Genomic DNA, 12,782 nt, shown 5'->3' on the forward strand with positions numbered 1-12,782 from the left:
TCCTAGACGACGGACCCCGTGAAGGGGTTGGTCTGCGGCAGCCACGGAAAGCCGCCGAATTTCACTGTGTTGTGGAATTTGTCCCGGCAGGTGGCCAGCGTGTGGTCGCACCCGGCGCAGGCGCTGACGCCAGCGCCGGGCTTGAGTCCGGGAATGCCGCCGGTCAGGGTCACGGCCTCGCCCGCGTGGGCCACGATCATGCGGCGCTGGTCCCCGGCCGCCAGTTCGCCGCCGGTGAGCCAGCCGTCCGGCCGCGTGGCGAATTCCGGGGCGCGCAGCACCGCGCCCTCCACCGCCGCGACCACGGCGGAGAGCTTCCACCCCGCGCGTGAGACGCCGCACCCCGCACCGTACAGCGCGTGGGAGCAGCCGCGCGTCAGCCTCCGCGCCGCGCCGCCGCCCTCCAGTCCGTCGGCGTGGGTGGCGCAGGCGATGCGACAGGTCAGCCCGTCGAACTGCACGCCGCCCACCACGCCGGTCCAGACCACCGCGTAGGTCTCGCCCTCGCCGCGCAGCACCTCGGCGAGGATGCGTCCGGGCGGCGGTGCGGCCACGAACTGCCGGGCCAGCGGCAGCGAGTGCGCCGCCTCGATCTCGATCTGCGCCTGCGTGGCGTCGGCGGTGCGGCGGATGTCGCCGCGTTCCAGCGGCGCGGGCAGGTAGGTTTCCCCGTCGTGCGTCACCGGCGCGTCCGCGCTGGTGTAGAGCCAGCGGCTCGCGCCGCAGACGAATCTGTACAGCTCGATCATGAGGCGACTCCCGAGAAGGCGAGCACCGCCTCGGCCACGCCCGCGCGGTGGTGGGTGATCTCCACGCGGTCGGCGGAAAGGCGGTTTTGGGTGAGGTAGCAAATGCGCACGGCCTCGGGCGTCAGCTCGCGCCCGCAGCCCGCATCCAGAGACACGATCTCCTCTCCGGGCGCACCCTCGGCCACGCCCGTGATGCGGCGTAGGGCGATGATCGTTCCGCGCGCCGCGTCGATGACGGCCAGATGCGCGCGGCGCGGGTCAAGGCGGTAGGCCGCGTGGTTTGCGGCCCGCACCCGCAGATTCACGCCGTCCACGCCCACCGGGGCCACAAGGATGAAGTCGTCCTTCCACGTGGGAATCCACACCACGCCGAACCGCCCGCGCAGGTGGTGGACCAGCTGGCGCAGCCGCCACACCTCGGCGGGCGAACCGGCCCGCACGCGGTGGGCACAGTCCCACAGGTCGTGATGCCAGCCGCTGTCCATGAGCGCGGGGCCGGTGTCGAAGTCCACCACGTCCACCTCGCGGTGCGCCGTGCGCGACAGCGTGCCGCCCTGCATGAGCGGCGGCGTGGTCAGCACGGCCACGCCCTCGTAGGTCGCCTCCGGCTGGTGGCCGGGGATGGCCGCGTTGTCCGTCACGGCGAAGCGCACGAGGGTGTCGCGCACGCCCGCGCCGCGCTCGGTGTGTCGCACGTCGTCGGGCATGGTGGCCATGCGTCCGGGCAGGACCAGACAGCCGCGCGGGTAGTCGCCCGTCACGGCCTGCCCCAGCGCAAGCGCGCCGGGCGACACCTCGGTCACCATCACCGCCTCGCAGGCGTCGTCCCCGGCCCACAGGACGGCCACCCCGTCCGGGCGGAAGTCGCCACAGGCGGTGTCCACCAGCACGGCCACGTCCCCGGTGCGCACGGGCTGCGCGCTCTGGCGCATCTCCCACCACACGGGCACGCACCACGCGCGGGCGCGCCAGCTCCACACCCGCGCGTCCAGCCGCGCCTGTGCGGCCGCGTCGGTGAGGCGGCACACGTACTCGAAGCCCTGCCGTGGGGCCACGCGCAGGGCCGAGCGCGTCTCGGAGCCGTCGCGCGCGTGGCGCAGGCAGGTGAGAAATTCCAGCGACTCCACGATCTGCGCCTGCGGCCGCCACGGCCACACCACGATGCGCCGCCCGGTGACGGTGAGGGTCAGCGTCGCGCCGGGGAATTCCCACTCCACCGTGGCGGTGAAGGCCGCGCCGCCCTCGGCCGGGACCACCAGCTCGTAGACGGCCTCGGCCATGGGCGGAATCGTGAACGGCGCACCGGGGCCCACGAGGCGAAACTCGTCCCCGCCGCTGGAGACGATGGCCGCGCAGGTCGTGGGCACGGCGTGGGCGTTCCACACGGTAACGGCGTGGGACTGCCCGGCCACGATGTTGCCGCAGTCCACGTCCACGGGAGCGATGTGGATATGCCCGTATAGCGCATCGAGAAACGACGATCCGCGAACGCCCGCGTGCGTCGTGGGCACGGCAGCCGTGGGCTGGGCCGAGACCGCCGCGCCGGAGTCCACGCGCGGCGTGGGCGCGCCGCCCGGCGTGACGCCGGACCACAGGCACAGCGCCTGCGTCGTCTGCTGGGGCGCTCCGGGCAGCGGCCGCCCGGCCGGAAATCCGCAGTGCGTGGCCATGGGCTAGTCTCCGTCGTAGGGGATGGCGAATGCCGGGCAGAACCGCCCGGCCTCCACGGTGGAGCACGGCAGCACCATGTGCCGCGCGCCCGAGAGCGTGACCACCTCGCCGGGCATAAAGGCGTCCATGCGCGTCAGGCGCAGCCCCGGAATCTCGCCGATGAGCGAGCAGTTGCCGTCCCCGTGCGACAGCGCGAGACGGATGGGCACCATGGGCGCGATGCCCGTGAAGCCGCTGGGCATGGACGCCAAAAGCGGCACGTCCGGCGGGAACGCATAGAAATCCAGCTCCCGCGTCGGATTGACCGCGACGCGCACGGGATACAGCGCGCCGGCCTTGGACTGCGGATACGCCGCAAAGGCCGCCCAGTCCCCGTCCGAGAGGCCGCGCCCGTGTACGCTGCACCAGCCGCCGTAGCCGTAGGACGTGCTGATCTGTGCATCCATCAGTTGGTTCGCGTCGCGAAGGGAGAGCACGGTCTGTGGGATGGGCCCCGCGCAGAACAGCCCGCCGCCCCACGCGCCATATTTCGCGATGTCCGCAAGGAGCAGGTAGCGCCAGACGCCCACGCTGACCTCCAGCGCCAGCACCAGCAGAAACGGCTCGTTGACGAGAAACATCCGATAGCCCGGCAGCGCGCCCGAGAGCCACAGGGCGGAGCCGCTGGTCTCGTCTGGCGTCCCTGCGGGCTTGAACGGCACACCGGGCTGCGCGTCCCACGCGGCCTGCGCGTCGAACCCCGTGGACACCGCGCAGGCCAGCCCCGTGAACTGCGACCGATACTGGCGGACGCCATCAACAATGTCAGAACTCAAATATGTGTCTCTCCAGCCGAACACCGTGGCCCGCGTGGCCGAGCGGAAATGCAGATGCGTGCCGCCGAGGTGCGCGTGCAGGCGCTGGCCCTCGGTGGACGCACTGCCGGGATAGGTGCTGTAGCTCGATGCGTCGGCCGCCCACAGGTCCACGGTCCAGCCGTTGGCGGCGAGGAACACGCGCAGGCGGTCAAGAAAATCGTGCTGGCTGGCGGCGGTGCCGGAATCGTAGGGCATGGCGGCTACTCCTGTCTGACGGCGACGAAGGCCGCGCGGTCCGTGGTGTGGGAACCGGAGAACACGATGTAGGTTCCGTCCGGCGTGGTGATGGTGTCCTCGGCCGCGACGCCGTAGCCCGGCACGGCGCGCATGCCGTCCAGTTCGCCGTAGAGGTTGCGGTTGGGCGCGCCCGCGCAGAGGATGGCGGGCAGCAACGGCAGGGAGCCGTCGAGGTTCCCGCGCAGGGTCGCAAACGTGGCGTAATAGCTCGATGCCGCAGGCAGGGACCACGGCCACAGGCCGAGCGTCCGGTCCTCGGTCCAGGAGCTGTCGCTGGCGCGTTTCCAGCGGTGCAGGATGTTGCGCCACTGGCCGAGGAGCAGCAGGCCGGAGGAGAAGTCCGGCCGTGCGTAGACTGTGGGGGCCGAGAACGAGGCGTTGTAGAATGGTGTATTGCTGTCCGTCTGCGCGGACCACACGGCGTCGGGCATGCAGCCGCAGCCGCCCACGAGCAGCGGATAGGGCAGGCTGGAGGGCGGGCCGTAGGGCAGGATCAGGCCGAGGTAGCCGATCTGGTAGGTCGTCGAGGCCTTGGCGACAACGATGATGCGCCGCGCGGACACAAACAACCAGTAGCGCAGCCCCGCGTCGAGCAGACACAGCCGTGGGCAGTGCGCGGGGTCGCCGTAGGCACCGGGCTGCGCGTCGAAGGTCAGCTCCGGGGAAAATCCCGTGAAGCCCTGCAGCCGCCAGTTGCGCCCGCCCGCGCTGTTTGCCTCGGTCGCCATGCCCACAAACACCTGCTCCGCCCCGGTCCCGGAACTGCGCAAAATCAGCTCGTCCGGCTCGTCCCCGGTGCCCTGCGCGTGGCGCAGGCAGGTCCAGCCGCTGGCCACCGCAAAATCCTTGAGCGTGACCAGCAGGTCCTTGTAGCTCGTCGCCTCGCCTGTCGTGTAGGCCATTACATGATCTCCCTGAGCGTCTGACGGTTCTTGCGGATGATGTTCATGACCGTGCGCTCGCCGTGCGCGCTGCCGAGGTAGCCCGCTGCGGTGTCCCGCTCGTCCACCACGTTGACCACGCGCACGTTGACCTGCGGCGGCTCGGCCTGCGCGTGGCCGATGTTGTCGCGGTGGCGCGGGTCGGCGGTGGTCAGCACCTCCTCGCGCCTGCGCAGGATGGCGGGCACCTCGTCCGGGGCCAGCCCGGCCAGCCCGCCGCTGTGGTAGCGCCGCGCCGAGAGGAACACGCCGGGGTCCACGCCGCGCGCACTGCCGCCCTCGCCGACCACGCCGCCGGAGTGGAACAGCCCCGCGAACATGGACACGATGCCCCCGGCCTCGCCGGGGGACGCCCCGCCAAGTAGCGCGGCCAGCGGCCCGGTGATCTGCTGCTGGATGAGCATGCGGGCGAGGTCGGCGGCCCAGCTGGAGATCATATCGCTCCACGCGAGCTCGCCCGTGGTGCAGACGCTCACCAGTGCGTCTTCGACGCCGCGCAAGCCGCCGCCCACGGCCTGCTCGGTGATGTCGGCCAGGCCTTTGGCCTGTTCGGCGTAGCTCTTGAGCGCTTTGGTGGCCCCGGCCTGCATCGTGTCGAGGTCGGAGGACCAGAGCGCCCCCAGCCCGTCCCCGTCGTCTCCGCCTTTGCCGCCCTTGCCGCCCTTGCTCCTGTCGTTGATCTCGTCGATGCGCAGGCGGACCCACTCGGCCACCTTCACCCGGTCCGCCCCGGCCTGCTCCCACACGCGGGCCTGCGCCTGCGCCGCCTCGATGGCCATGGTCGTCTCGCCAAGGGTCAGGCGGTCGTACTCGCGCCCGAAGTCCTCCAGGGCGGACGTGCGCTGCGCCAGCGCGGCGGCAAAGGCCTTGGTCTCGGCGTCCTGCCGGGCCTCGTAGGGGTGGGAATTGAGGGCCTCGCGCTCCTTCGCGTCCATGAGATGCGCCAGTTCGATGCCCCGTCGCGCCTCGCGCTCGAAGGCGGCCAGTTCCGGCGTCATCGCGCCAAGTGCCTCGCGGTAGTCTTCGATCTTCCTGTCCAGCCGGTACAGGTCCAGCTCCCGTGCGCTCATGGTCAGGGCGGCCAGTTCGTCGCGCAGGCGCTTGGCCGCATGCCCGGTGCGCTCCGCGTCGGGAGCTGCGGCGTCGCCGCCGGGGGCAGGAGTCGCCGCACGGGCGAAGGCGCGCGAAAAGGCCTTGTCCCGCATGGTCATGCGCTCCAGCAGGTCCTGCCCCTCACCCAGCGGGGCGGAAAGCCCCATGCGCACGTGGGGCATCACGCCTATGCCGCCGAGAATGCCGCCCGCCCCCTCCGGGGGGCGCAGTCCGGTGTTGGCCTGCGCCTGCGCCCTGATCATTTCGCGACGCGTGCCGCGTATGCCTTCGGCCACCGCCTCCAGCGCGGTGCTCAGGCCGTCGATGACCGAGGTGGCCAGTTCCGTCTGTTCGAGGGTCTCCAGAAATTCGCGCCAGCGGTAGTTCAGGGTGTCGATGCTGCCGCACAGCCCGCCGGCCTCGGCCTCGGCCGCGCCGCCCACCTGATTGCGCAGCACGCCAAGAATCAGCGCCTGCGCACCGGCCACGTCGTTGGCCTCCAGCATGGCGTGGATGAGGCTCTTTTCCTGTTCGGTGAAGCTCACGCCCACGCGGCGCATGGCGTTCAGCCCGGCCACCGGGTCCTCCAGCGCCTTGCCGAGCATGGTCACCGCGCCGCGCAGGTCCTGCCCGAAGGTGGCGGACATGTCCTGCGCCAGCATAATGGCGTCCCGAAAGGTTTCGCCCTGCACGCTCTTGAAGGTCAGCATCACGTTGACGGCGTCCATGATGGCGTCGCGGTCGCCCAGCGTGGCCAGATCGCGCGAGCGTGCGAAGTCGTCCAGTTCGTCGGCCGACAGCCCGGCCGCGCTGCCCGTGGCCCGGATCAGGGCCTCGGTCCTGCGCAGTCGCCTGTCCCACTCGGCAAAGGACATGGTTCCCGCCGAAACGGCCGCGCCCACGGCCCCCATGGCGGCCGCCACGCCAAGGCCCACGGATCCGAAACTGCCGAGAATTCTGCCCAGCGCCCCGGCCTCGGCCGCCAGTCCGCTGACGGCTCCGCCTGCCTCGGAACTGGCCGTGGCGACGGCCCGGCCGAAGCGGGACTGCGCATCCATGGCCTTGCGGGTTCCCTTCTCCACGTTTCCGAGGTCGCTGACGATTTTTTTCAATTCCGTGGACGTTCTGTTCTGCGCCTGAATGACAAGGGCAATGCGCTCTTCGCGTGTGGTCATGGTGCCTTCCGCATATTGGCTATTCTGTTGGAATCTGCTACCCGATGCGCAAAGGAGGCTCACATGGGATTGTTCGCCGTCATGCTCGTCTGCGGCATCATCGCCGCACTCATCGCCGGGTCCAAGAACCGCAGCCGCATAGGCTGGTTCCTGCTCGGATGCATATTCGGACTCATCGCCGTTGCCGTCTTGGCCTGCCTGCGTACGCTGCCGCCGAAGTCGCAGGCTCCTTCCCCGGCCCCGTTCCCCATCGACGAGGACGACGAGGGCGACGCTCCCAGCGGATTCTGCAGCCCGGCCGCGACGCGTCGGCAGGCCGAGGAACGCGCGGCCATGCGGGCCGATCGCGACAGGTGCGCGCGCGAGGAGTGGGAGAAAGGCCGCCGCGAATGCCCGCACTGCGCGGAGCTTATCCGGCGCAAGGCCACGGTCTGCCGCTTCTGCGGCGCGCAGGTTACGCCGGAGGAATATCCCTGCCCGCAGGCAATCGACGCTCCGGTCCAGCCCTGATTCATCGCCCGCCCCGGCGCTCGTAGTCCGTCCCGCACGAGCTGCACGCCAGCGCCAGCCCCGTCCCGAAAACCAGCGCGCATTCGCCCACGCGGCGTCCGCCGCACGCGGTGCCGACATCCTGACGGGGCTGCGCCGGGGGTGGGGCGGCCTCTGCCCGGCCCACGCCCAGAAAGGCCAGCACGGCCTCCCGGAACAGTTCCTCGCGCTGCGCGTGCTCCAGCCATGGGCCTACCTCGTCGGCCCGCACGCCCCACAGGACGCGCTCGCGTCTGGTGATGTCTCCTCTGGCGAGGAGCACGGTCCAGCGCTCGACGTGTCCGGCCAGCTCGTCCCAGCCGATTCCCGGCCCTTCGCCGCTGCGGCCAGCATGGTCCCCAGCGCGGTGCGCGCGCTGCCCATGGCGCTCATCTCCTCCAGCACGCCGGGCCAGTCGAAAAAATCGCGCACCACGTCCCGCGCAGTGGTGCCTGTGCAGTTTTCGGCCATGGTCTCGGCCCGCGCGTCCATGTCCCGCCGGTGCGCGCGGGTGCCCTCGGGCACCAGCACGATGGCCAGAAAGCGCGGCAGGGCCTGCCCCAGCGCGCTGGCGAAGGCCGCCTCGTCGCGCACGGTGGCCATGTCCACGCTGGTGAACAGCCGGGCCAGTTCCATCAGCTGCCCCAGCACGGGCATGCGCTGCTCGTAGACCGTCCCGCCGATGTCGTAGCGCTTCACGTCGTCCATCTCGTGCTCCTAGAAGTAGATGAGCCGCAGTTCGTCGTCGCCCGCCACGCCCTTCAGCTCGAAGTTCAGGGTGTAGGTGGTGCGTCCCTCGCGGTCCGCATAGGCCGGGGCCTGCGCGTGCTGGGCCGCTGGCGCGAGCACCAGCACCCGGTTCCCGGCCCGGCTGCCCACCAGCGCCTGAATGCGCGCCGTCTCGCCCGTCTCCCACGCGGCAAAGGGATTGTCGCTGTCGAGGCTGTCGGCCTTGGGGTCCAGCGTTCCGGTGGGCGTGCGGTCCGTGACGCTGAAGCCGCGCACCCCGTCGGGGGCGTTCAAGTCCTCGTCGCGGGTCACGGTGTTGGCAAGCTCGAAGCTCAGGCTGGTCACGCCGTGCGGCGCGTAGCCGCCCACGGTCAGCCCCATGGCCACGGCCAGCGGCGGCAGGGTCGCATCCAACGCGGGCACGGGCTGCGTGGCCTCCACCGGACGCACGTAGCGCCCGGACAGGGTGAAGTTGAAGATGCCGGGCGCGGCGCTTGGCAGTTCAAGGCTGAACGTTCCCCGCGCTCCGGGCAGGGCGTGGCGGTGGCCGTCCAGATAGACGTGTAGGGTGGCGGATTCCATGTCCCCGGCCTCGGACGTGGGGCGGTACTGCCAGCCGGTGAGGGGCGCGGCCGAGGCGGCGCAGGTGGCGGCGCTGTCCGCGCCGGTCAGGGTGTCGGCCTCGGCGAACGCGCCGGTCACGGCGTCGAGGAGCAGCCCGGTCACGCCGTGGGCGTTGACCACGGCCACCAGCGTGCCCGAACCCGATCCGCCGGAGACACCCTCGCCGGGCGTGAAGTCTGCCGGGGACGAGGCCGTGGGCACAAAGACCACGGCCTCGGCGCGCATGGCGCAGGCGCGCAGCAGGGCGTCGGTCTCCGGACGCCGTACCGCGGTGCCGTCGAGGCCGCCGCCGCGCAGCTCGTGGCGTCCCGTGTAGCCGCTTTGCAGCTTGCCGTTGACATGCGCCACGGGCGAGAGCGTGGACGAGATGCGGTCGTTGGCCACGGCCTCGCCCTGCGGATTCACGGTGGCGCCGGAGAGCATCATCAGCGCGTCGGCCGCCGTCGGTGCGGCGTCCTCGCCGTAGGTGGTCTCGATCTTGGCGAACAGCGCCTGCCGGGTGGTGAGCTTGTCGCGAAACAACATGTGGTGCCTCCTGATCAGTGGATGGGGTCGTGGTAGGAAATGGCGTAGCCGTAGAATGCGCCGAATCCGCCTCCGCCCGGCCACTGGCGGTCGGGCGGGGCGGGAACCGGGGTGGTCGGGATGTCGGCCGCCACCAGTGCGGAGGTGGCCGTGCGCTCCACCAGTTCGGCCAGCCGCTCATGGGCGGCGCGTCCGGTCTGGCAGCGGTAGCCCTCGGGCGCGGTGACCCACACGCCCGCAGGGGAAAACACCCCCACCAGCACGAGGTGTTCGCGGTCCACGAGGTTGGCGGAGCGCGAGCGGTCATCCGTGGCGATCTGCACCACCGGGGCCTCGTCCAGCTCCGGGCCTGCGCCGGGTTCGTACCCGGCCACCACGGTGAGGGTGGTCCCCCACGTTTCGGCGCACAGTCGGTCGATGTCCGCGTCGCGGGCGATGGCGGCGGCCATGGTCACGACGATGTCGTTCAGGTTCATGTCTGCCTCACGAGGTTGTTGAGTTCCTGGACGTAGACGCGCGCCAGTCTGTCGCCTATGCGGCGGCGCAGGCGGCGTTGCAGGGATTCGCGGCGGTAGTAGGTCATCATGGACGGGCCGTAGAGCCGCTTCACGGGCAGCCGCTTGCCCCCCGTACGTTTGACGAGCAGCCGCGCGCCGCCCCGCGTGGGCATCCAGAACGAGCCGCGCACGGTCTTGTGCGGCAGGCGGGTCTTGATCTTCACGGACACGCCGCGCCTGGGGCGTGTGGCGGCCGAGGCACCCGGCCGGGTGGGGTAGTGGTCCAGCCCCGCGCTGCGGCGGCCGGAACCGGACAGTTCGGCCACGGGGTGCGTCCACGTGGCCTTGTGGATGACAAACGCGTTGCGGATGTCGCGGGCGGACAGGGCCACGTCCTGCCGGATGAGGCGTACGGCGTCGGTACGCGCGCCCTGCGCCACCTTGTTGGCGGTGCGCGCGGCCACCTTGTCGAGTCCACGGTCCATGGTGCCCAGCAGTTTCTGCACGCGCCGGATGTCGCGGGTTGATGCCGCGGGGTCGATGATCATGCCTGCCTCCATGCCGCGAGACGGCCAGTGACGCAGGCGCAGGCCCACACGTGGGCCGTGGTCTGGGGTGCCGCGCAGATGCCGGCCACGGTGTAGGTCTGCCCGTTCACCACGAACAGCGCGCCGTTTCGCGGCTCGGCGGGCACCTCGCTCACGCGGACCTTGATCACGGCCTCCCCGCCGGATGCGTCGCGTCCGCCGTGCTCCATGCGCACGGTGACCTCAAGGCCGCAAGCGGCCGGGTCCGCCCGGTAGAGCGCCGCGCGCCCCGTTTGCGCGAAGACGGCGTCCATGACCGTGGCGGCGTTCATTTGGCACCTCCGAACCAGCGGCGGGACAGGCGGTCCAGCACGCTCGGGGTGCTCTGTTCGCCCGCCTCGATGCGCTGCTTGCGTCCACGGTGGTAGCTGGCCACGCCAAGGATCGTCAGCGGGATGAGCCAGAAGGTTTCCGGGACGTTGCGCAGTTCGGCGATGACGTCGGCGCTCGTGCCGCGCGCGATGCCGTAGGCGATGGCGCAGGCCATGGCGCTCCACGCCAGCGCGGAGCAGAAGCCCCAGAACGGTCGCCAGCGGCGGGACCACGTGTCCTCGGAGCGCGTCTCGGTTTGCATGGTCCCGTTCACTGTGCGCATATCCTCGGTGGCACTGACGATGGACAGCCGCTCCAGCTCGAAGTGGTGGTCCTCCTCAACGCGGGAGAGGGCCGTCATGGCCGCTGCCGCGTCGCCGTCGATGGCGGCCAGCACGGCCTGCGGCTCGCTCTCGGCCAGCCCGAGGGCGCTGGCCACCATGCCGCCGACAGCCGCACCGCCGGGTCCGGCGATGGCCGTGCCAAGCAGCGGCAGTCCCATGCCGAGGAGGCGCTTGCCCACGTCGGCCCAGTTCATGCCCGCCCCCTGGCCGGGTACAGCCACGCCACGCGCGGGTCCTTGTCCGGGTCGTCGTCGGCGTGGATGAAGTCCTTGGCAACGCCGATGCGGGTGAAGCCTGCGGCGATGAGTCCGCCCAGCACGAGGAAGCGCTCGCGGCTATTTCGCACGCGGATGTCCACGGCGTGGGCTTCGCGCGTGCTACTGGCGAGGTGCGCGGAATCCTGCGCGCCGCCGACCTCGGCGTTGTGCCGTTCGCAGCGGCAGGCGCTGGTCAGGATGAAGGGGATGCCCGCCAGTTCGCGCGCCACGTTCAGCCGCGCGCGCGTCTCGGGGTGCATGTGCACCAGCCCGCAGCAGGTGCAGGCCAGCTCGGAGTCCGCAAAGAATTCCTTCATGTCAGTCCCTCCCGTTTCCGTTCAAGAGTTCCGCCTTCGTCTCGTCTGGAATCTTGTCGCTGTAGACGATGAGCGCGCGCACCATGGGGGTGAACACGCCCATGGTCTTCTCCAGCCGCCGGAACTCCTCGCGCGTTACGAACTGGCGCGCCATGCACGCCCGTACCCCGAAGGCCGTGAACACGGACACGAGCGTCGAGCCGAAGAACAGTTCAAGTGGGGTCAGCAGCATGGCCGCTCCGTGGGTCAGTGGTTCTTGCGAGGCGGGAAGCGCAGCGCCCGCAGCGCCCGCCCGCCTCGCCCCCGGCCCGCGCAGGGCGTGCGGGCCGGGGACTTGGAGGGAGGCAGGGAGGTGCTATGCGGCCTTGGCGTTCACGCCCTTGAGCAGGTAGCCCGCAAGGGACATGGTGATGCATTCGTCGGTGTGCTGCCGTGCGCGCACCACGTTGGAGCGCACATTCTCGTCGCGGTAGGTCTCCACGCTCAGCGCGCCGCCGTCGGTCTCCCATGCGAAGGTCCGGCCGAGGCACGGCTCCTTGAGGTCGAGCCCGCCGTCCGACAGCACGGCCAGCATGGCGTAGGTGCTGGCCCAGATTCTGGCGGGGCTGACGCCCTTTCCGGCCTTGGCCGAGTCGTACACGCCGCCCGCCACGATGACGCGATCCACGCCGAAGTACTGGGCCAGCAGCGGCGCGGACAACTCGCCGCGCACCACGTTGGGGTTGGAGAACTTGATGCGGTCCACCACGGCGTCGCACACGCCAAGCCCCCGGAAGATTTCGCGGTTGATGATGAGGGCGTTGGGGGCAAGGCCCGTGGCGTCCTCGATGGCGGTCTTGCCCGCGTTCACGTCGGCCAGCGGGTCCGCGCCTGCGGGGTCCAGCCAGCCCTTGGCCACGCTCTCGGTGCGGAAGGTCGTCTCGTTGAAGACGCGGTCGGCGATGCGCTTTTCGGCCACGCGCTCGATGATGCCCGTGGCGCGCGTGGTGGCCACGCTCTCCGCGTCGAAGTAGGTGGCCAGCATGGCGGCCTCGGAGTCGTCCACCGGCTCCTCGAAGCCGTTCTCGCGGCAGTTGAATTCCTTGAAGTCGTAGGGGAAGTCGTCCCGGCTGTAGGCGGAGCGCGGGGCGCGCTCGGTGCGGGGCATGGACAGCAGCGCCTTGGCCGGGATGGTCGGATACTGCCCGGTCTTGACCCGCGTGGGGAAGATCGGCAGCACCAGCCTGCCGATGTAGCCTCGGCGGGTGTCGTCCGTGGTGAATTCCATGGCCACCTGTTCGAGGTCCGGGCGGCGGATGGCGTTGGTGGTCTGCGGATGGGGCATGGGTGTGTTCCTCCCG

Annotated in this window: 16 protein-coding genes; 1 reads left to right on the top strand and 15 read right to left on the bottom strand. The window is 70.8% G+C overall.

Features of this window, described 5'->3' with window-relative positions; genetic code table 11:
• Positions 1-2: 2 nt before the first annotated feature.
• Genes GGQ74_RS00345 through GGQ74_RS00365 form a run of 5 tightly spaced genes read right to left on the bottom strand, consistent with a single transcriptional unit; the run spans position 3 to position 6,722 of the window.
• Positions 3-749 carry a phage BR0599 family protein gene (locus GGQ74_RS00345; protein ID WP_167939567.1) on the bottom strand — a complete coding sequence of 249 codons (747 nt, stop codon included), beginning with the start codon at positions 747-749 and terminating at the stop codon, positions 3-5.
• Positions 746-2,419, bottom strand: coding sequence for a hypothetical protein (locus GGQ74_RS00350; RefSeq protein ID WP_167939568.1), 1,674 nt, complete (start codon positions 2,417-2,419; stop codon positions 746-748). Before GGQ74_RS00350 ends, GGQ74_RS00345 begins: the two co-directional genes overlap by 4 nt.
• A 3-nt stretch (positions 2,420-2,422) precedes the next feature.
• Positions 2,423-3,472, bottom strand: coding sequence for a hypothetical protein (locus GGQ74_RS00355; RefSeq protein ID WP_167939569.1), 1,050 nt, complete (start codon positions 3,470-3,472; stop codon positions 2,423-2,425).
• 5 nt (positions 3,473-3,477) lie between these two features.
• A complete protein-coding gene (locus tag GGQ74_RS00360; protein WP_167939570.1) occupies positions 3,478-4,416 on the bottom strand; it encodes a hypothetical protein in 939 nt (312 codons plus the stop codon).
• Positions 4,416-6,722, bottom strand: coding sequence for a phage tail tape measure C-terminal domain-containing protein (locus tag GGQ74_RS00365; protein ID WP_167939571.1), 2,307 nt, complete (start codon positions 6,720-6,722; stop codon positions 4,416-4,418). The genes GGQ74_RS00360 and GGQ74_RS00365 overlap by 1 nt, the downstream gene beginning before the upstream one ends.
• 63 nt (positions 6,723-6,785) lie before the next feature.
• Here GGQ74_RS00365 and GGQ74_RS00370 point away from each other — a divergent pair, with 63 nt between their 5' ends.
• Positions 6,786-7,232 (top strand): hypothetical protein, encoded by a 447-nt coding sequence (locus GGQ74_RS00370; RefSeq protein ID WP_167939572.1) that lies wholly within the window; start codon positions 6,786-6,788, stop codon positions 7,230-7,232.
• A 1-nt stretch (position 7,233) separates the two neighbouring features.
• Here the strand turns inward: GGQ74_RS00370 and GGQ74_RS00375 are convergent, their stop codons facing one another.
• From GGQ74_RS00375 to GGQ74_RS00420, 10 genes are all read right to left on the bottom strand, one after another.
• Positions 7,234-7,533, bottom strand: a complete 300-nt coding sequence (locus tag GGQ74_RS00375) for a hypothetical protein (protein ID WP_167939573.1) — start codon at positions 7,531-7,533, stop codon at positions 7,234-7,236.
• Complete coding sequence (locus GGQ74_RS00380; protein ID WP_167939574.1) at positions 7,464-7,958, bottom strand: hypothetical protein; 495 nt, start codon at positions 7,956-7,958, stop codon at positions 7,464-7,466. Before GGQ74_RS00380 ends, GGQ74_RS00375 begins: the two co-directional genes overlap by 70 nt.
• 9 nt (positions 7,959-7,967) lie before the next feature.
• Entirely contained in the window at positions 7,968-9,128 is a 1,161-nt protein-coding gene (locus tag GGQ74_RS00385) for a phage tail tube protein (RefSeq protein ID WP_167939575.1), read from the bottom strand.
• A gap of 14 nt (positions 9,129-9,142) precedes the next feature.
• Positions 9,143-9,604: a hypothetical protein gene (locus tag GGQ74_RS00390; RefSeq protein ID WP_167939576.1), complete on the bottom strand. Its 462-nt coding sequence runs from the start codon at positions 9,602-9,604 to the stop codon at positions 9,143-9,145.
• Complete coding sequence (locus GGQ74_RS00395) at positions 9,601-10,173, bottom strand: phage tail protein (RefSeq protein WP_167939577.1); 573 nt, start codon at positions 10,171-10,173, stop codon at positions 9,601-9,603. Before GGQ74_RS00395 ends, GGQ74_RS00390 begins: the two co-directional genes overlap by 4 nt.
• On the bottom strand, positions 10,170-10,484 hold the full coding sequence (locus tag GGQ74_RS00400; RefSeq protein WP_167939578.1) for a head-tail joining protein: 315 nt from the start codon (positions 10,482-10,484) through the stop codon (positions 10,170-10,172). Before GGQ74_RS00400 ends, GGQ74_RS00395 begins: the two co-directional genes overlap by 4 nt.
• The gene (locus GGQ74_RS00405) at positions 10,481-11,062 is read right to left on the bottom strand and encodes a 3TM-type holin (RefSeq protein WP_167939579.1); all 582 of its coding nucleotides are present in this window, start codon (positions 11,060-11,062) and stop codon (positions 10,481-10,483) included. Before GGQ74_RS00405 ends, GGQ74_RS00400 begins: the two co-directional genes overlap by 4 nt.
• Positions 11,059-11,442 carry a D-Ala-D-Ala carboxypeptidase family metallohydrolase gene (locus GGQ74_RS00410; protein ID WP_167939580.1) on the bottom strand — a complete coding sequence of 128 codons (384 nt, stop codon included), beginning with the start codon at positions 11,440-11,442 and terminating at the stop codon, positions 11,059-11,061. The genes GGQ74_RS00405 and GGQ74_RS00410 overlap by 4 nt, the downstream gene beginning before the upstream one ends.
• A 1-nt stretch (position 11,443) precedes the next feature.
• Positions 11,444-11,674 carry a hypothetical protein gene (locus GGQ74_RS00415; protein ID WP_167939581.1) on the bottom strand — a complete coding sequence of 77 codons (231 nt, stop codon included), beginning with the start codon at positions 11,672-11,674 and terminating at the stop codon, positions 11,444-11,446.
• 123 nt (positions 11,675-11,797) lie between these two features.
• Complete coding sequence (locus GGQ74_RS00420; protein WP_167939582.1) at positions 11,798-12,766, bottom strand: hypothetical protein; 969 nt, start codon at positions 12,764-12,766, stop codon at positions 11,798-11,800.
• Positions 12,767-12,782: the final 16 nt, after the last annotated feature.

The organism is Desulfobaculum xiamenense, assembly GCF_011927665.1.
GTDB classification, from domain to species: Bacteria; Desulfobacterota; Desulfovibrionia; order Desulfovibrionales; family Desulfovibrionaceae; genus Desulfobaculum; species Desulfobaculum xiamenense.